This window comes from Cedecea sp. B1(4), from assembly GCF_059414925.1.
Window position 1 is genome coordinate 76,565 of record NZ_JCAHMZ010000008.1, and the last position, 17,650, is coordinate 94,214.

Genomic DNA, 17,650 nt, shown 5'->3' on the forward strand with positions numbered 1-17,650 from the left:
ATGACTGGCCTGTTTCTTGCCCGTAAATTTGTGTAAAGACCATTAACAAACTCACGCGCAAAGTCAGATGCCAGTCAAAAATGCTTTTGCTATAGTAAGGCACTTTTTTTAATTCCATCACGGACGTCGTAGTTCCATCATGAATACAGCTCCTTCTGCACGTTTTGTTAAGCGCCTGGCGCTCACCTCTGCTTTCGCTCTTGCGGCTATGGCCTCTGCTCAAGCTGACGACCTCAACATTAAAACTATGATCCCGGGCGTCCCGCAGATTGATGCAGAAGCGTATATCCTGATTGACTACAACTCAGGCAAAGTGCTGGCCGAATCAAATGCTGACGCACGCCGCGACCCGGCCAGCCTCACCAAGATGATGACCAGCTATGTCATTGGCCAGGCGATGAAAGCCGGTAAATTCGACGACAATGCGATGGTCACCATCGGCAAAGATGCCTGGGCCACCGGTAACCCGGTGTTTAAAGGCTCCTCGCTGATGTTCCTGCAGCCGGGTATGCAGGTACCGGTCAACAAACTGGTTCGCGGTATTAACCTGCAGTCAGGCAACGACGCCTGTGTGGCGATGGCCGACTTCGTCGCCGGCAGCCAGGATGCTTTCGTAAGCCTGATGAACGGCTACGTTTCTGCCTTGGGCCTGAAAAACACCCACTTCCAGACCGTGCACGGCCTGGACGCTGAAGGTCAGTACAGCTCCGCGCGTGATATGGCGCTGATCGGCCAGGCGCTGATCCGCGATGTGCCGAACGAATACGCTATCTACAAAGAAAAAGAGTTCACCTTCAACAACATTCGTCAGACCAACCGTAACGGTCTGCTGTGGGATACCAGCCTCAACGTTGACGGCATTAAAACGGGCCACACCGATGCCGCAGGCTATAACCTCGTGGCTTCCGCTACCGAAGGCCAGATGCGCCTGATCTCTGCGGTTCTTGGCGGGCACACTTACAAAGGCCGTGAAACAGAAAGCAAAAAGCTGCTGACCTGGGGCTTCCGCTTCTTTGAAACGGTTTCTCCGCTGAAAGCCGGCAAAGAGTTTGCTTCTGAGCCAGCCTGGTTTGGCGATAACGACCGTGTTTCTCTCGGCGTGGATAAAGACGTTTACCTGACCATTCCTCGCGGCCGCATGAAAGATCTGAAAGCCAGCTATGTGCTGACCACGACTGAACTGCATGCCCCGCTGCAGAAAAACCAGGTTGTGGGCACCATCAACTTCCAGTTGGACGGTAAAACCATAGAGCAGCGTCCGTTAGTTGTGCTGCAGGAGATGCCTGAAGGGAATTTCTTCAGCCGAATCATTGATTACATCAAGCTGATGTTCCACCACTGGTTCGGTTAATTATTGAACACTTGAAAGTGTCGAACCTGACCCCATATACTTAGCATCAAAGCAACTCCCGCCCGCCGGCGGGAGTTATTATTTTTATTGCCGTAACGCTGGAGCTACCATGAAAACCAAACTGAACGAACTGCTCGAATTCCCCACCTCTTTTACTTACAAAGTAATGGGCCTGGCGAAACCGGAGCTGGTTGATCTGGTCGTTGAGGTGGTGCAGCGCCACGCCCCTGGCGACTACACGCCGCAGGTTAAACCAAGCAGCAAAGGGAACTACCACTCAGTTTCTATTACCATCAATGCCACCCACATTGAGCAGGTTGAAACCCTGTATGAAGAATTAGGCAACATCGAAATCGTTCGTATGGTGCTGTAATCTGATAACCCGGCTCAGGCCGGGTTTTAGCTGTGATATACTTCCCGCCACCCTTTTCTCCCGGAGACGCTGTTTTGTCTCAAGACACTATCCTGATCCGCACCCTTGGCCTGCAGCCTTATGAACCTGTCTCGCAGGCAATGCATGACTTTACCGACACCCGCGATGAGACGACGGCCGACGAGATCTGGCTGGTTGAGCATCCTCAGGTTTTCACCCAGGGCCAGGCCGGTAAAGCCGAGCACGTCCTGATGCCGGGCGATATTCCCGTTGTGCAAAGCGATCGCGGCGGCCAGGTGACCTTTCACGGCCCAGGCCAGCAGGTTATGTATTTCCTGCTGAACTTAAAACGACGCAAGCTGGGTGTACGGGAACTGGTCACCATGCTGGAACAGACCGTGGTTAACACGCTGGCAGAATATGATATTGAGGCTTATCCCCGCGCCGACGCACCGGGCGTTTATGTCGACGGACGCAAAATTTGCTCTCTGGGGCTTCGTATTCGTAGGGGATGTTCCTTCCACGGTCTGGCGTTAAACATCAACATGGATTTATCCCCTTTCCTGCGGATTAACCCCTGCGGCTACGCCGGGCTGGAGATGACCCAGGTCAGCCATTTTGCAGAAGGCATCACCGTAGCGGATATCCAGCCCCGGCTGGTAGAAAACTTTATCTCCCTGCTAAACTATCCGCCATACGAATACCGCGAAGTGGAGTAAACGTCAGGCCTGCCCCCGCAGGCCTGATATTGTTTTTTTATCACTTTTTCGCCCTTCGGTTATAATCACTAATTGGATAATTCAGCAACGTCATTATTTAAATAATATGACAGCCGGGAATGGCTTGTGCGGCTTAATTTTTCTCATTCGTGCTTGGGTTGGCAAAATAACTATGCTAATTCCCCCAAACGGTCTATTTGTATCTATAAATATAATATTCTTTATTTTTTAGCGGAGACCTGACATGGGGCAAAACCCACTGTCTGAGAAAAAAATCGTGGATCGCGATGGTGAAAACAACTATCCCGTATTCAAGACATTACGCAACATAGATTTAAACTTGCTGACCATTTTTGAAGCTGTCTACATTCATAAAGGCATCGTCAATGCAGCCAGAGTGCTAAATCTCACGCCCTCGGCTATCAGCCAGTCTATCCAAAAGTTGCGCTATATTTTTCCCGATCCTTTATTCATTCGCAAAGGCCAGGGCGTCACGCCGACGGCGTATGCGGCACACCTGCACGAATATATCAGCCAGGGCCTGGAATCCATTCTCGGCGCGCTGGATTTCAACAACAGCAATGACCAGCAGCGCACCATCACCATTGCCACGCAGCCGTCTATTGGGGCTTTAGTTATCCCTAAAGTCTATTCGGCGATCCGCAAGGTTAATCCAAATCTGCTTATTCGCAATGTGCCCATTAACGATGGTGAGTCCCAGCTCAGCCAGTTTCAAACCGATTTGATTATTGACACCAGTCGCCACTATGCACGCACCATCACCAGCGTGCCGCTGTATCAGGAAAGTATCGCCGTGGTCTGCCGGGAAGGTCATCCCTGTCTTGAACAGCGGCTCACTCGTGAAGATCTGCAAAATATGGAGCACACCTTCCTGATCATGCAGGATGATTTACTGCGCGACCTACGCCAGGAGATCAGCGAGCGGCTGCCCAACAGGCAAATAGCGTTTAGCAGCTACAACTATGTCACCCTGTCTTCATTACTTGGCAGCAGCGATTTGCTGGGCTTTATGCCCTGGCGGCTGTACGAAATGTTCAAAGAGACCTGGAACCTGCGAGCCGTTGACTGCGATCTGTTTGCTGATAAAACAATGGAAACCAGCATGCATTTTAACAAGCTAAGCATCCGGGACACGGTTCTGCAGGAGATAATCAAAGCCATTCACACCGAGTTCGCCTGATCCTCAGTGGTTTTCACCTCTTGCCGGACGTTTCAGAGGTGAACACCATGCCCGTTAACCTCGTATTTAGCACAAAACAACAACCCATTTACAATTCTTTCTCCATTTCACGTTGGGGTATACTGATTCTCCCTGGCCGTGATGATATACTTCCGGCCATTAATTCAAAAATAGTTGATAGATCCTAACTTAGCTTGAATTAGCCTGACTTCATTATCCGCAACTGGAACACGCACCCTATGAGCAAACCCATTGTGATGGAACGCGGCGTTAAATACCGCGACGCCGATAAAATGGCTCTGATCCCGGTTAAAAACGTGGCGACAGAGCGCCAGGAGCTGTTGAGAAAACCAGAATGGATGAAAATCAAACTTCCGTCTGACTCAACCCGTATCCAGGGCATTAAAGCGGCGATGCGCAAAAATGGTCTGCACTCCGTTTGCGAAGAAGCTTCCTGCCCTAACCTCGCTGAATGTTTTAACCACGGCACCGCGACCTTCATGATTCTGGGCGCCATTTGTACCCGCCGCTGCCCATTCTGCGACGTCGCACACGGTCGCCCTGTTGCGCCAGATGCTAACGAGCCCGAAAAACTGGCACAGACCATCGCCGATATGGGTCTGCGTTACGTCGTAATTACCTCCGTTGACCGGGACGATCTTCGCGACGGCGGTGCCCAGCACTTTGCTGACTGCATCCGCGCTATTCGCGAAAAGAACCCGACCATCAAAATCGAGACGCTGGTGCCTGACTTCCGTGGGCGTATGGACCGTGCGCTGGATATTCTGACCGCAACGCCGCCGGACGTGTTCAACCACAACCTGGAAAACGTACCGCGTGTCTACCGCAACGTCCGCCCAGGTGCTGACTACAACTGGTCTCTGAAGCTGCTTGAGCGCTTTAAAGAAGCTCATCCGAATATTCCAACCAAGTCCGGCCTGATGGTGGGCCTGGGTGAAACAAACGAAGAGATCATCGAAGTGATGCGCGACCTGCGTCGTCACGGCGTGACCATGCTGACGCTGGGCCAGTATCTCCAGCCAAGTCGTCACCACTTGCCGGTACAGCGTTACGTTAGCCCGGATGAGTTTGAAGAGATGAAAGCCGAAGCGCTGGCAATGGGCTTCACCCACGCCGCCTGTGGCCCGTTTGTTCGCTCCTCTTACCATGCGGACCTGCAGGCAAAAGGGATGGAAGTGAAGTAACATTGGTTACATCTTGTTACTTATAAACTGACATTCATAAAAAAACCGGCCATTCTGAGCCGGTTTTTTATTTTGCCGTCGTCGTTCAGTCTTTATGAACGATGCGTTGCTCTGCAGCGGCTTCAGCTTCGGTATCGGGCTTTTTGCCATTGTCGTCTTCAGCCATCGCTTTCTTAAAGCCTTTGATGGCAGAACCGAGATCGCCGCCCAGCGTGCGCAGCTTCTTGGTACCAAACAGCAATACGATCAGCGCGCCGACAACCAGCAGCTTAGTAATACTAATCTCTCCCATACCTACCTTCTTTTGTGATGCGTGCCGTGGCAACGGCGAATAAAAGACCTGATTGCATTAACGGACATTTGTCCGCGCGACACAATAGCAATCTGTAACAAGGTGAATCAAGATTTGATTAAAAAAACATCATAATATTTGCGGTGGCGCAAACCGACGGTTACGCAGCACCGGCAGCATTTGCCTTACGTCCAGCACTCGCTCTGCTGTAATCTCGGCAAAAATCAGCGCAGGCACCTCGGCTGCTGCCGAAACGGTCACGCCCAGCGGGTCAATGATTCGGCTCTGGCCGATATTTTTATTGCCGCACTCACCGGAAGCAACCATGTAGCAGGTTGAATCCAGTGCGCGAGCGGCGAGCAGTGTAGCCCAGTGAGCCTCTTTATGCGGGCCTTTTAGCCACGCTGCCGGCAGAACCAGCACGTCTGCTCCGCTAAGCGCCAGGCTCAACGCCATGTCAGGAAAACGAAGATCGTAGCAGGTCATCAGCCCGACGTTCATGCCGGCAACCTTAATCAAGGGGGCCAGGCTTGCTCCGGCATCCACCAGCTTAGATTCCTGCACGCTGAAAGCGTCATACAGATGAACCTTCTGGTAGCTCGCCACAATCTCACCGCCACGAATGGCCAGCAAAGTGTTTGCCGCCCGTCCATCACGGGTAGGGACATGCAGCGTTAGCACCGTTGTCATCTCGTTCTTCCGGCTTTCAGCCCGCAGCTGTTGTACATAGCCGTCATCCAGCTTCTGCGCGGACTTGACTGACATATCCGGGTCGGTATCACTCCGGGCTAGCACCGCTTCGGGTAAAACTAACAAATCGGCCTCTTTGGCCGCCGCTTGCGCCATAAGACTGACGCAGGTCGTCGCATTTTCCTGCCAGACTTGCCCCACCACAAACTGCCCGACCGCCACCTTCATATTCGCCTCGCCGTTCAAAGGATTAATTACAGCACATTGGGTATAAATCTCCCGACCTGAACGCTACACTTTCCCATTGTTGATGTTTAATAAGGATTAACCGTGATTCAGATGCTATTCGCCGTCTTTATCGGCGGTGGGATGGGCAGCGTAGCACGCTGGTTTCTTAGTATGAAGTTCAATCCCCTGCATATGGGGATCCCCATCGGGACGCTAATCGCTAACCTGACCGGGGCGTTTATCATCGGCCTTGGGCTGGCGTTGTTCAGCCGCTTCAGCAACGTTGATCCGATGTGGAAGCTGCTGATAACCACCGGTTTCTGCGGCGGCCTGACCACGTTTTCGACGTTTTCTGCGGAAGTGGTTTTGCTGCTACAGGATGGGCGATTGATGTGGGCCAGCATGAACGTCCTGCTCAACCTGGCCGGCTCGTTTATCATGACCGCGCTCGCATTTTGGCTGGTTTCTCTCTTCGTGACCCAATAAGCCCTGAGGCGTTAATGTTAGCTTAATTTTTCTCTGCCACTATCCCAGCCATATCTTTGGGGAGCGGCAATGAAAGAGCAAATAACCGGCTGGGCGAGCGTGCTGATAAGCGTCGTTATCGTTGGGCTGTTTTTGAAAACCTATCTGTTTGCCTAAAATCGCAGGCAAAAAAAAACCCGCCTTGGCGGGTTTTTATATTCTACTGGTAATGACTTAGATAGGCATTACGTTTGCAGCAGAAGGGCCTTTGGCACCGTTAGTGATTTCAAACTCAACGCGCTGGCCTTCAGCCAGGGTTTTGAAACCATTGCTCTGGATTGCAGAGAAGTGTACGAACACGTCTTTGCTGCCATCTTCCGGAGTAATGAAGCCGAAGCCTTTGGATTCATTAAACCACTTAACGTTACCTTTAATCTTAGACATCAAAATTACCTTTACATGAAAAAACGACACAAATGCTGTGTCGGGCATCAGTACAACAATTGTGGTGGCTTTTGTCCAGTCCAGAATTGCTAAAAAGTGATAAAAGTCGCTAACTTTTTACTAGCTTGCGCATTACACCTTGTTTTTTAAGGGGTATAAAAACCCTCAGTTTTCACCGGCTTCAGGCCGACAAAATCAGAACTGGAAACGCATCCACGCGAAGTAGACGTTACCGTTGTTATAGGTGCCTGGAATGTAGGTCATCTGAAAGGTTGCCGGGCCGTAGCCAATAGACGCCAGCGGCAGCACAACCGGGATTGGGATGTATTTCCAGTTGTCGCGAGCAGTAACCCCGACGGTGTACCCCAACCCTAAATGGAAATTATCATCGCTCAGCGGGCGCCAGGTTTTCTCCCAACCATAGCCGCCGATTGGCTCCCACTTATTGAAGGAGTCCTTGAACGCCATCAAATAGATGCCGTTCCAGTTACCATTTTCATCCCAGCGGGACTGGCCAAAACCTGCACCCCACGGCCGCTCGTTGTAGCGATCCGTTTTTTCTTTGTCATAGGCAAAGCGGGCGTGCCAGGTAATCGCCGGCACGTAAAGATCGTAGTGTTCTGGCTCATTCCAGGTTTTAGACACCTGGCCCGAGAAAGTTTCCCATGCATTGCTGAAAAAGCCGCCTTCCGCAGCCGCAGAAGCGCTCAACCCAAGCGTGCAAACAAAAATCAAAATTGAGAACAGTTTATTTGCGTAAGTCACGTCTTTATTACCATATTAAAATTCGACAGGTACCTTACTGAATTATATCTCAATAAAAGCTAAATCAGCACATGACTCGTAAAGAAAATTGTCCACTGCCTGTTGTCAATACGCTGAATTCCCAAACAGAGGTCAGACAACGTTGAATAAAGTTGCAAGCCGGAGCGCATAACTATATCCGCTCCGGCGAACAATACTTATTTCCGTTTTTTAATCAGCATATATACCGCAGGGATAACCAGCATCGACAGCAATGGCGCCGTCACCATCCCCCCAATCATCGGGGCGGCAATACGTCGCATCACTTCCGATCCGGTCCCGTTCCCCCACATAATCGGCAGTAAACCTGCCATAATAGTGGCCACCGTCATCACCTTCGGCCTGACGCGCAGGACAGCCCCTTCGTGAATGGCACGCCGCAGCATACCGTCATCCTGTACCTCATCGGCTTTTTGATGCTTAGTCAGTGCCTGGTTTAAATAAAGCACCATGATCACGCCAAATTCAGCGGCAACCCCCGCCAGGGCAATAAAGCCTACGGCACCGGCCACCGACAGGTTATATCCCAACAGGTAAAGCAGCCACACGCCGCCAATTAGCGAGAACGGTAAAGTCCCCATAATTAATAGCGCATCTTTCACTCGCGAGAAGGTGAGATATAACAGTACAAATATGATTAACAAGGTAAAAGGCAGAACAACTTTTAATTTCGCCGTCGCACGTTCCAGGTATTCAAACTGCCCCGACCATGAAAGAGAGACGCCCTCAGGCAATTTCACCTGCTCGGCCACCGCACGCTGCATATCCTCCACGGCGGACTTCAAATCACGGCCACGCAGATCGACATAGATCCAGTTTGAAAGACGCGCATTTTCGCTTTTCAGCATCGGTGGCCCTTCTGTAATCGCAATATTTGCCAGCTCAGAAAGCGCTACCTGGCTGCCGTTGGAGGTAATAACCGGTAAATCGCGCAGTTTCTGCAGGTTATTGCGCAGTTCACGCGGGTAGCGCACATTTATTGGGAAACGCTCACGCCCTTCGATAGTTTCACCAATGTTTTCCCCCCCGATAACCGTCGCAACCAGCGACTGCAGTTCTTTAACTGAAACGCCATAGCGCGCCGCTTTACGCCTGTCGATGTCAATGTCCACATAGCGCCCGCCGCCCAGACGCTCAGCCAACGCGGACGTCACACCCGGCACCTGCTTGACCACATGTTCAATCTGCTCGGCAACCGACTCAATAGCGGCAATATTATTGCCGTTCACCTTTATCCCTACCGGACTTTTAATCCCGGTGGCCAGCATGTCCAGTCGGTTACGAATAGGCGGCACCCACACGTTGGCAATGCCCGGCACCTTCACCACGCTGTCCAGCTCATTCACCAGCTTGTCCATCGTCATTCCCGGCCGCCACTGGTCGCGTGGCTTAAAGCGAATGGTGGTTTCAATCATTGTTAGCGGCGCAGGGTCGGTGGCCGTTTCGGCGCGTCCCGCTTTGCCAAAAACGGTTTCAACTTCCGGCACCGTTTTGATCAGGCGATCGGTCTGCTGCAGCAATCGTCCTGCCTCACGCGCCGAAATACCTGGCAACGTGGAAGGCATATACAGTAAATCCCCCTCATCCAGCGGCGGCATAAATTCGCTGCCCAGTTTGCTCAGCGGCCAAAGCGTGGCGACCAGCAACACACCGGCTACCGCAAGCGTGGTTTTCGGCCTGTCGAGCACCTTTTCCAGTACAGGCTCGTAGGCCGCAATCAGCCAGCGGTTAATCGGGTTGGCCTTTTCATCGGGGATCTTGCCGCGAATAAACCAGCCCATCAGCACCGGCACCAGCGTAATCCCCAGTCCCGCGGCCACTGCCATAGAATAAGTCTTGGTGAAGGCCAGCGGCGAAAACATCCTTCCCTCCTGCGCTTCAAGAGAGAACACCGGGATAAACGACAGGGTAATAATCAGCAGGCTGCAAAATAATGCCGGCCCCACTTCTACCGCCGCCTGCTGGGAAATTTGCCAGTAATCTTCGCTGCGCGGCCGATCTCCCGGATGATCGTGCCGCCACTGCTCAAGCACTTTGTGCATGTTTTCAATCATCACTATCGCCGCGTCGACCATCGCGCCAATGGCAATGGCTATCCCGCCCAGCGACATGATATTGGCGTTCACGCCTTGGTAGTGCATGACGATAAACGCCCCTAAAATCCCCAGCGGCAAAGTAATAATCGCCACCAGCGCAGAGCGGAAGTGGAACAGGAACAGCGAACAAATAATGGCGACCACGATAAACTCTTCCAGCAGCTTGTGGGAGAGCGTTTCAATCGCGTTTTCAATCAGGTGCGAGCGGTCGTACACCGGCACAATTTCAACGCCGGCGGGCAAACTCTTCTGCAGCTGAGCCAGCTTTGCTTTTACCGCGTTAATCGTTTCAAGGGCGTTTTTGCCGTAGCGCATCACGATAATGCCACCCGCGACTTCGCCTTCACCGTTAAACTCCGCCACGCCCCGACGAATTTCAGGCCCAAGCCTCACGGAAGCGACATCGGAAAGCAGCACCGGCACCCCGTCCCGGCTGGTGATAACAACCTGCTTGAAGTCATCCAGATTTTTGAGATAGCCAGAGGTCCGCACCATATACTCGGCTTCGCCCATCTCGATCACCGAACCGCCTCCTTCCTGGTTGGCGCTTTTCACCGCGTTAATGATCTGCTCATGGGTAATATTCAGCGCCTTCATACGCTCCGGAACGAGCACAATCTGGTACTGACGCACCATGCCACCGACACTTGCCACCTCAGAGACGTTGGGCACGGTTTTCAACTCAAACTTCAGCGTCCAGTCCTGAAGAGCTCGCAGATCCGCCAGGCTGTGCTTGCCGGTTCTGTCCACCAATGCATATTCGTATACCCAGCCAACCCCGGTAGCATCTGGCCCCAGCGAGGCTTTAGCCTCCGGCGGCAGCTGAGACTGCACCTGGCTCAGGTATTCAAGTACCCTGGAACGGGCCCAGTAAGGATCGGTCCCATCATCGAACAGAATGTAGACATAAGAATCGCCAAACATGGAGAAGCCACGCACCGTTTTGGCTCCCGGAACTGACAGCATGGTGTTGGTCAGCGGATAGGTGACCTGGTCTTCCACGATTTGCGGTGCTTTACCCGGATAGCTGACCCGCACAATCACCTGCACGTCGGAGAGATCCGGCAGCGCATCCAGCGGCGCTCTCTGCAGTGACCAAAGCCCCCACGCCGCCATAATGATAGCGGCCAGCACCACCAGCAGACGATTTTTAAGCGACCAGCGAATAACGGCGGCAATCATTTGTGCGCCCCCGCCATCGGCATCAGGTGAGTAATAACTGCCCCTTTTTCATCGTCCATTGTAAAGCTGAACATGACTGCATCACCCGGTTTCAGGCTGGTCGGCGATGTCAGCGCAAAAGGCATCACCATAGCGCCCCAGTTCAACGCGGGGATAGGATGATGGGCAATAGTAATAGCGTCCGCGCTCACCGCTTTGACCACGCCTTCGCCGTCGTAGGTTGTTGCTGCAGGCGATGCTTTTGGCTGAGCGTCTGTTTCAGGCAACGCACTGCGCAGGCTCGCTTCTGAGTCGATAAGGAACTGCCCGGAAGTGACCACTTTCTCTCCCTCATTCAGCCCGGAAAGAATCTCCACCCAGCCCTTGTCGCTGATGCCCGGCACCACGTTCACCGGGCGGAAATGGCCGCCGTCTTCGGCAACCAGCACGCGGCTTTGGCTTCCGGTTTCAATCAGCGACTCCTCCGGCACAGCCAGAACCGCGGCGCGGGGCTGCTGATTTGCCAGTTGCACACTGAGGTACATGCCGGGCTTGAGCTTCATTTGCGGATTATCCAGCACAATGCGCGCCTTCAGCGTGCGGGTGGTGGTTTCGAGATTCGGTAACAGTTCGCTTACTCGCCCGTGGAATACCTCCCCAGGCCAGCTGTCGGCGGTCGCCACAATCTCGCTTCCCGGCTGCAATGCCTGAGCCTGAGACTGCGGGTAATCCGCCACAATCCAGACGGAATCAAGGCTTGCCACTTCGAACAGCGGAGTATTCGCGGTCACCTGCTGCCCTTCCCGCGCCTCCAGTTTATTTACATACCCGGCAAGCTTTGCGCGAACGGTAACGCGGGTTTGCGGCTTGCCGCTGCGCTCAACCTGGCGAATCACTTCCGTGGGCATAAACTGCAGCTGCAGCCGCTCTCTGGCCGCCGCGGTTAAAGCGCTGTCTCCCAGCTTGCGCACCGCCAGAAACTCCTGCTGTGCGGCGGTCCATTCCGGGAACCACAGCTGCGCCAACGGTTCCCCGGCTTTCACGTACTGCTGAGGGGCTTTGACATACAGCGTTTCCACAATGCCGTTAGCGCTGGCCGGGATGATTTGTACGCTGCGTTCGTCCAGCGTTACGGTGGCAAAAGCAGCGAATGGCACGCTCAGAGCCTTTCGCTCAACGGCGGCAGTCTTAATGCCCAGGTTTTGCTGCTGGCGGTTGCTGACCGTCACGCCGCCATCGTTGGCCACTTCATCGGCATAGCGTGGGACCAGCGCCATATCCATAAACGGCGATTTCCCCGGCTTGTCGAACCGCTGATCGGGCACCATAGGATCGTACCAATAAAGCACTTTGCGGCCGCTTTCCTGCTGGGGCTGAGCTTCGGCATGTTGGTGAAAGCTTTGCTGCTTCCCGGCGTAATACCCCGCGGCCAGCGCGGCAACAACCGCCCCTGCCAACAGGGAAAAAGTGAGTGATTTTTTCATTAGTTAATATCCTGAGGCGTAAGGTAGCGGATCGCTGCCCAGTTGGTGGCCACGGCTTTTTCCGCACTGCTGGCGGTCAGCTCGGTGTCCAGAAGATCCCGGCGAGCGCCCAGCAGCTCAGTCAGAGAGGATTGTCCGGCGCGGTACTGTGACTCCAGCAGAGACAGGCGCTGGCGCTGAAGCGGTAAAGCCTGATCCTGCTGCCGCTGCCAGACGCTTTGCGCAGCCTGGTAATTCGCCACCAGCGAGTGAACCAGCGCAATACGCTCCCGGCGAGCCAGCGCCAGCTGATCGTTCGCTTCCATCGCCCGGGAAACATCGGCGGAATAATCTTTATCCTGCCTCTGAGGTTTAAACAGAGGCAGATCGACGGTGAACATCACGCCCGCCATATCGTCATAACCCTCAGCGCGGCGTCCGTAATACACCTCAATCCCAACATCAGGTTTAGCGGCTACGGCGGACTGGGCTGATTTCGCACGAGCAACGTCGGCTTCACGGGCGGCTTCAATCACCTCCGGGTGCTGCATCACACCTTCTTCAAGCACTGCCGGATCGGCCGGTAACCGCTGGTAGCGGGGCAATGTCCCCACCACGCTATCGACCGTCTGCCCGGTCAGTTGCAGAAGCCGGGTCTGCGCCAGGGTGACATCCCGCTCGGCAAGCGTGACTTTGTCCTGCATGGCGAGCAGTGTCATACGGATATCTACCACGCCGGAAGCGGGCGAGCTGCCGCTGGCCACGGTGGCTTTCTGGACGCCAATCTGCCGCTCGGTTTCGCTTACCAGCTTACGGGCAGCCGTCAGCACTCGCTCAGATAAAGCAAGATCCAGCCACGCCTGCGCGGTATCGCGCTGAAGGTTGGCGCGAATCACCTCCGCTTTGGCCTGGCTGCTGGCCGACTGCGCCAGAATAGTGTCCGCTTTACGGTCACGTTTATCTTCGCTGACGTAGTCCTGCATGATGCCGATACGCTGCATGGTCATGCCTTCACGGCTAAAGCGATGGTTATTACTCCCCCCCACCGGCACGTTTTCGATACCAAATTTCAGCTTTGGATCGGGCAATTGCCGGGCAGAGTCAGCCATGGCGTTCAGCGCATCGCTCTGATTACGGTTGGCGGACAGCGCCGCAGAATAGTGCTCGGCGGCCAGCAGAGTCTGTTGCAGGCTGAGCTCCGCCGCCTGAGCGGCGGAGACAGACGTAGCCAACAGCACTCCACCAAGCCAGAGGCTCAGGGTGTGTTGTTTCATAGCAACCTCGGTTAGTTAAGCGGGGTTGCGGAAGCCAGCTGATACCCGGCCGCATGCTGAGTGAAAGAGAAGGCAATTTTCTCCCCCACCTTAAACGCCGGCAGCGAACCGTCTTTCGGCAAAGCGAACGTCATTGTCATGGCTGGCCAGCCAAGCTCGGCGACAGGATGATGGGCAATAGACACGCTATCGGCGGTGAGGGTCTTCACTACGCCTTCGGTTTTGTAGACCTTGGTCGCCGAAGTCACATCAGAAGACATCGTCATGCCAGGCATGTCAGACATCCCCTTCATAGAGGACATATCGTGGGAAGTTTCAGCGGAAAAAGCAGGGAAAGCGGCAACAACAAGCAGCGCACCGGCCGCAGCAGAACGAATAGCGTTAAACATGATTTATCTCCAAAACACAGTCAAAAAGGGAATGGGCAAAGCCCCAAAACATTGACGGTGCTGGAGTTATTCTCTAAAGCGGCAAAAACGAATGGTTGCCGGAGGTCCTGTTGCGGGAGGGGTAACATAAGGGGCGGATTCAACGACCGTTGAACACTGAGGCTCAACCAGCGCAAGGGTATCTGCCACCGGTAACGCCACCAGCGAGCTGTGCCCGTTGTCTTTTTGCATTACGTCAGGCACGCAGTGTTTTTCACACAGCGGGTTACTGAGTTTCACCTGCATCGCCTTGTCAGGCATCTGCATGGTGTCGGAATGCGGGGCTGCCATGGGGCCAGCGGTCATATCAACCGGGCAATCGTAGGACGCTATCGCCACCTGACTGTTGACAAAAAACCAGCCCAACGCCAACAGCAGCATCAAAAGATGCTTCCTGATAAAGCGCCAGTGGCTTGTCGACCAGAGGGAGGTGTGCAGCATAAAAACCCCGCATAAAAGAGATCGGCAGTATAGGCGGCAGCCTGTTGCGTTTTAAAGTTTTTTTTAACTGCTTTACGAAAAAGCCATTCGTTAACAATCAGGCAAAACAATCATTGTTTTTACATAACCGATCGTCGGTTATACCGCCAAAACTCGCACAATTTTTATGCCTTATTTTTTATCGGCCACGTCGATAAACGTAATGCAGCCAACAAAAGCTTTGCCTAAAGTTGATCCGTTGCAACGAAAGTTGATGCTTATCAGAAACTCCAAACGGGTTCTGAGGCAAATTCTTAGCCCTTTACAGTCGCCTGTAAAAAATCACTATTTTAATTTCTGAGAGAAAATCACTTATAGCCGCAAGCGTAAGGACGCCGAAGAGCGCCTTAGCGTATCAGGGGATATCATGCTTACCATTCTGGAACTTATTATCGGGGTCGTGGTGATTGTGGGCGTTGCCCGCTACATCATCAAAGGCTATTCCGCCACCGGCGTGCTGTTCGTCGGCGGATTATTGTTACTTATCGTCAGCGCGTTAATGGGGCATAAAGTGTTGCCCGCTAGCGCGGAAAGCACCGGCTACACCGCCACGGACATCTTTGAATACGTCAAAATCCTGCTGATGAGCCGCGGCGGCGATCTTGGCATGATGATCATGATGCTCTGCGGGTTTGCCGCCTACATGACCCATATCGGCGCCAACGATGTGGTGGTCAAGCTGGCCTCTAAGCCGCTGAAATTCATCAACTCGCCTTACTTACTGATGATTGCCGCCTACTTCGTCGCCTGCCTGATGTCGCTGGCGGTCTCTTCCGCAACCGGGCTTGGGGTGCTGTTAATGGCTACGCTGTTCCCGGTCATGGTCAATGTCGGTATCAGCCGCGGTGCTGCCGCAGCCATTTGCGCTTCCCCGGCGGCGATTATTCTGGCTCCAACTTCCGGAGACGTGGTGCTGGCCGCTCAGGCTTCTGAAATGTCGCTGGTCGACTTTGCCTTTAAAACGACCATTCCTATCTCCATCGCCGCCATCATCAGCATGGCAATCGCGCATTTCTTCTGGCAGCGCTATCTCGATAAGAAAGAGCACATCAACCACGAAATGCTGGACGTGAGTGAAATTCAGACTTCCGCGCCCGCTTTCTACGCCATCCTGCCGTTTACGCCGATTGTCGGGGTACTGATTTTTGACGGCAAATGGGGCCCGCAGCTGCATATCATTACTATCCTGGTGATATGTATTCTGATTGCCGCGCTGATTGAGTTTTTCCGCAGCTTCAATACGCAGCACGTCTTCTCCGGGATGGAAGTTTGCTATCGCGGCATGGCGGACGCCTTTGCCAACGTGGTGATGCTGCTGGTTGCCGCCGGCGTTTTTGCCCAGGGCTTAAGCACCATCGGCTTTATTCAAAGCCTGATTTCCATTGCCACCTCGTTTGGTTCCGCAAGCATTATTCTGATGCTGGTGCTGGTGGTGCTGACCATGCTGGCGGCCATGACCACCGGCTCCGGTAACGCACCGTTCTATGCCTTCGTCGAAATGATCCCGAAACTGGCTCACTCTTCCGGGATTAACCCGGCATACCTGACCATTCCAATGTTGCAGGCTTCCAACCTGGGCCGCACCATTTCTCCGGTTTCCGGCGTGGTGGTGGCCGTTGCCGGGATGGCAAAAATCTCACCTTTCGAAGTGGTGAAGCGTACCTCTGTGCCGGTCGCCGTCGGTCTTATGGTGGTGATTATCGCCACGGAGATTCTGGTTCCTGCTGCAGCGATCGTTCACTAACCCGCAGTCATCATCGTTTCAAGCGCCTGCATCAGGCGCTTTTTTTATGCCTATAATAAGCCCGCCTCCAGGACAGATAAGAGAATAATGATGAATTTCACACCGCGACATTTACTGCTTTGCACGCCGCTTTTACTTAGTCCACTTGCGTTTGCCGACGCCCTGCAGCCCAGCCAGTACGGGGATTTTGATCGCTACGTGCTGGCGCTCTCCTGGCAAACCGGCTTCTGTCAGAGCATGCACGACCGCAATCGCAACGAACCCGCAGAGTGTAAAGCCCAGCAGGAACAGGCGGATAAAAGTGCCTTCCTGACCGTTCACGGCCTCTGGCCCGGTCTACCAAAATCTGTCGCCTCACGCGGCGTCGATGAAAAACGCTGGATGCGCTACGGCTGCGCCACTCGCCCGGTGCCGAATATGGCCGAAGCCAGGGCCTCAAATAAATGCGCCGCGCCGGATACCGGGCTTTCCGTTGAAATGGCCTCAAAGCTTGCGGGCGTGATGCCCGGCGCCGGGGGGCAATCCTGCCTGGAGCGCTACGAATACGCCAAGCACGGCGTTTGCTTTGGCTTTAACCCCGACGATTACTTCGGCACGATGGTGCGCCTGAATGGAGAAGTGAAACACAGCGCTTTTGGCCAGTTCCTGGCACAGAACTACGGCCAGGTGGTGACGCGTAAGGCGTTTAACCAAGCCGTGAAGCAAACCTGGGGCAGCGATGCAGTAGATGCCATCAAGCTAACCTGTGACGGTAATCCCGCCTACCTCACGGAAATGCAGATCTCCCTGCTGGCAGACAAGATTAACCAACCGCTGCAAACCGCCTCCTTTGCCCCGCAAAAACACCCCGGCAACTGCGGGAAGAGCTTCCGTCTGGACGCAGTTGGCTACTGACAGAATAAATACTGAAGTCAAAAATTAATCGCATCACTATTTGTTCCGGTTTTTTGGTTATAGCCTTCAGGTAACGAACCTGGAGGTGACCATGAACAGAACAAAACGGTATTTACTGCAGCTGAGGGCGCAGTTCGAGCGTGAAGGTAGCCAGCAAAAACTGCTGGGGTTTATCTGGCTCTCGCCGCAGCAGCGCTATGACATTCTCAAAGAGCTCTTGTTGCCGATAGCGGAACATCACGCTCGTTAAAAACAGTCGGGCCCCGTGCAGCGCGGCGGCCCCGCTGAATACCGTTTCCTGACGATATTAGTCAGGCGCGTGTCAGATTTTTCCCAGC

General features: G+C 53.7%; 18 protein-coding genes. 9 read left to right on the forward strand and 9 right to left on the reverse strand.

The window, feature by feature from the left end:
- The first annotated feature begins 139 nt into the window (after positions 1-139).
- The 5 genes from dacA (at position 140) to lipA (ending at position 4,849) form a co-directional block, all read left to right on the forward strand.
- Positions 140-1,351 carry a D-alanyl-D-alanine carboxypeptidase DacA gene (dacA, locus tag ACR6JA_RS17470; RefSeq protein WP_213713334.1) on the forward strand — a complete coding sequence of 404 codons (1,212 nt, stop codon included), beginning with the start codon at positions 140-142 and terminating at the stop codon, positions 1,349-1,351.
- 109 nt (positions 1,352-1,460) lie between these two features.
- Entirely contained in the window at positions 1,461-1,724 is a 264-nt protein-coding gene (ybeD, locus tag ACR6JA_RS17475) for a DUF493 family protein YbeD (protein WP_008456041.1), read from the forward strand.
- 74 nt (positions 1,725-1,798) lie between these two features.
- A complete protein-coding gene (gene lipB / locus ACR6JA_RS17480; protein WP_494494081.1) occupies positions 1,799-2,443 on the forward strand; it encodes a lipoyl(octanoyl) transferase LipB in 645 nt (214 codons plus the stop codon).
- A 244-nt stretch (positions 2,444-2,687) separates the two neighbouring features.
- Positions 2,688-3,644 (forward strand): YbeF family transcriptional regulator, encoded by a 957-nt coding sequence (locus tag ACR6JA_RS17485; RefSeq protein WP_008456036.1) that lies wholly within the window; start codon positions 2,688-2,690, stop codon positions 3,642-3,644.
- Between the two features lie 239 nt (positions 3,645-3,883).
- The gene (gene lipA, locus ACR6JA_RS17490) at positions 3,884-4,849 is read left to right on the forward strand and encodes a lipoyl synthase (RefSeq protein WP_008456035.1); all 966 of its coding nucleotides are present in this window, start codon (positions 3,884-3,886) and stop codon (positions 4,847-4,849) included.
- An 85-nt stretch (positions 4,850-4,934) separates the two neighbouring features.
- Here lipA and tatE read toward each other — a convergent pair whose 3' ends face one another.
- Positions 4,935-5,141, reverse strand: coding sequence for a twin-arginine translocase subunit TatE (tatE, locus tag ACR6JA_RS17495; protein WP_008456034.1), 207 nt, complete (start codon positions 5,139-5,141; stop codon positions 4,935-4,937).
- A gap of 129 nt (positions 5,142-5,270) precedes the next feature.
- Positions 5,271-6,059, reverse strand: coding sequence for a deaminated glutathione amidase (locus tag ACR6JA_RS17500; protein WP_494494080.1), 789 nt, complete (start codon positions 6,057-6,059; stop codon positions 5,271-5,273).
- Between the two features lie 102 nt (positions 6,060-6,161).
- Between ACR6JA_RS17500 and crcB the strand changes: the two genes are divergently transcribed.
- Positions 6,162-6,545: a fluoride efflux transporter CrcB gene (crcB, locus tag ACR6JA_RS17505; protein WP_166875870.1), complete on the forward strand. Its 384-nt coding sequence runs from the start codon at positions 6,162-6,164 to the stop codon at positions 6,543-6,545.
- Between the two features lie 213 nt (positions 6,546-6,758).
- Here crcB and cspE read toward each other — a convergent pair whose 3' ends face one another.
- The 7 genes from cspE to ACR6JA_RS17540 form a co-directional block, all read right to left on the reverse strand.
- Positions 6,759-6,968, reverse strand: a complete 210-nt coding sequence (cspE, locus tag ACR6JA_RS17510) for a transcription antiterminator/RNA stability regulator CspE (RefSeq protein ID WP_004100146.1) — start codon at positions 6,966-6,968, stop codon at positions 6,759-6,761.
- Between the two features lie 195 nt (positions 6,969-7,163).
- Positions 7,164-7,733, reverse strand: coding sequence for a lipid IV(A) palmitoyltransferase PagP (pagP, locus tag ACR6JA_RS17515; RefSeq protein WP_166875873.1), 570 nt, complete (start codon positions 7,731-7,733; stop codon positions 7,164-7,166).
- 197 nt (positions 7,734-7,930) lie between these two features.
- A complete protein-coding gene (locus ACR6JA_RS17520) occupies positions 7,931-11,050 on the reverse strand; it encodes an efflux RND transporter permease subunit (protein WP_213713328.1) in 3,120 nt (1,039 codons plus the stop codon).
- A complete protein-coding gene (locus ACR6JA_RS17525) occupies positions 11,047-12,513 on the reverse strand; it encodes an efflux RND transporter periplasmic adaptor subunit (protein ID WP_213713326.1) in 1,467 nt (488 codons plus the stop codon). The genes ACR6JA_RS17520 and ACR6JA_RS17525 overlap by 4 nt, the downstream gene beginning before the upstream one ends.
- Entirely contained in the window at positions 12,513-13,766 is a 1,254-nt protein-coding gene (locus ACR6JA_RS17530) for a TolC family protein (RefSeq protein ID WP_213713324.1), read from the reverse strand. Before ACR6JA_RS17530 ends, ACR6JA_RS17525 begins: the two co-directional genes overlap by 1 nt.
- A gap of 11 nt (positions 13,767-13,777) precedes the next feature.
- Positions 13,778-14,155, reverse strand: a complete 378-nt coding sequence (locus ACR6JA_RS17535; RefSeq protein WP_494494079.1) for a copper-binding protein — start codon at positions 14,153-14,155, stop codon at positions 13,778-13,780.
- A 66-nt stretch (positions 14,156-14,221) separates the two neighbouring features.
- Positions 14,222-14,635: a DUF2946 domain-containing protein gene (locus ACR6JA_RS17540; RefSeq protein ID WP_250153502.1), complete on the reverse strand. Its 414-nt coding sequence runs from the start codon at positions 14,633-14,635 to the stop codon at positions 14,222-14,224.
- A gap of 406 nt (positions 14,636-15,041) precedes the next feature.
- Here ACR6JA_RS17540 and dcuC point away from each other — a divergent pair, with 406 nt between their 5' ends.
- From dcuC to ACR6JA_RS17555, 3 genes are all read left to right on the forward strand, one after another.
- The gene (dcuC, locus tag ACR6JA_RS17545; protein ID WP_213713320.1) at positions 15,042-16,418 is read left to right on the forward strand and encodes an anaerobic C4-dicarboxylate transporter DcuC; all 1,377 of its coding nucleotides are present in this window, start codon (positions 15,042-15,044) and stop codon (positions 16,416-16,418) included.
- An 87-nt stretch (positions 16,419-16,505) separates the two neighbouring features.
- On the forward strand, positions 16,506-17,312 hold the full coding sequence (gene rna / locus ACR6JA_RS17550) for a ribonuclease I (RefSeq protein ID WP_205247156.1): 807 nt from the start codon (positions 16,506-16,508) through the stop codon (positions 17,310-17,312).
- A gap of 91 nt (positions 17,313-17,403) precedes the next feature.
- Entirely contained in the window at positions 17,404-17,562 is a 159-nt protein-coding gene (locus ACR6JA_RS17555) for a hypothetical protein (protein WP_213713318.1), read from the forward strand.
- Positions 17,563-17,650 lie beyond the last annotated feature (88 nt).

What these genes read in the sequence shown, in the direction of transcription:
- ACR6JA_RS17555 (WP_213713318.1), top strand. Translation starts at nt 17,404, where the DNA reads ATGAACAGAACAAAACGGTATTTACTGCAGCTGAGGGCGCAGTTCGAG.
- ybeD (WP_008456041.1), top strand. Translation starts at nt 1,461, where the DNA reads ATGAAAACCAAACTGAACGAACTGCTCGAATTCCCCACCTCTTTTACT.
- ACR6JA_RS17535 (WP_494494079.1), bottom strand. Translation starts at nt 14,155, where the DNA reads ATGTTTAACGCTATTCGTTCTGCTGCGGCCGGTGCGCTGCTTGTTGTT.
- dacA (WP_213713334.1), top strand. Translation starts at nt 140, where the DNA reads ATGAATACAGCTCCTTCTGCACGTTTTGTTAAGCGCCTGGCGCTCACC.
- rna (WP_205247156.1), top strand. Translation starts at nt 16,506, where the DNA reads ATGATGAATTTCACACCGCGACATTTACTGCTTTGCACGCCGCTTTTA.
- ACR6JA_RS17540 (WP_250153502.1), bottom strand. Translation starts at nt 14,635, where the DNA reads ATGCTGCACACCTCCCTCTGGTCGACAAGCCACTGGCGCTTTATCAGG.
- ACR6JA_RS17520 (WP_213713328.1), bottom strand. Translation starts at nt 11,050, where the DNA reads ATGATTGCCGCCGTTATTCGCTGGTCGCTTAAAAATCGTCTGCTGGTG.
- dcuC (WP_213713320.1), top strand. Translation starts at nt 15,042, where the DNA reads ATGCTTACCATTCTGGAACTTATTATCGGGGTCGTGGTGATTGTGGGC.
- ACR6JA_RS17500 (WP_494494080.1), bottom strand. Translation starts at nt 6,059, where the DNA reads ATGAAGGTGGCGGTCGGGCAGTTTGTGGTGGGGCAAGTCTGGCAGGAA.
- lipA (WP_008456035.1), top strand. Translation starts at nt 3,884, where the DNA reads ATGAGCAAACCCATTGTGATGGAACGCGGCGTTAAATACCGCGACGCC.
- ACR6JA_RS17485 (WP_008456036.1), top strand. Translation starts at nt 2,688, where the DNA reads ATGGGGCAAAACCCACTGTCTGAGAAAAAAATCGTGGATCGCGATGGT.
- ACR6JA_RS17530 (WP_213713324.1), bottom strand. Translation starts at nt 13,766, where the DNA reads ATGAAACAACACACCCTGAGCCTCTGGCTTGGTGGAGTGCTGTTGGCT.
- ACR6JA_RS17525 (WP_213713326.1), bottom strand. Translation starts at nt 12,513, where the DNA reads ATGAAAAAATCACTCACTTTTTCCCTGTTGGCAGGGGCGGTTGTTGCC.
- cspE (WP_004100146.1), bottom strand. Translation starts at nt 6,968, where the DNA reads ATGTCTAAGATTAAAGGTAACGTTAAGTGGTTTAATGAATCCAAAGGC.
- tatE (WP_008456034.1), bottom strand. Translation starts at nt 5,141, where the DNA reads ATGGGAGAGATTAGTATTACTAAGCTGCTGGTTGTCGGCGCGCTGATC.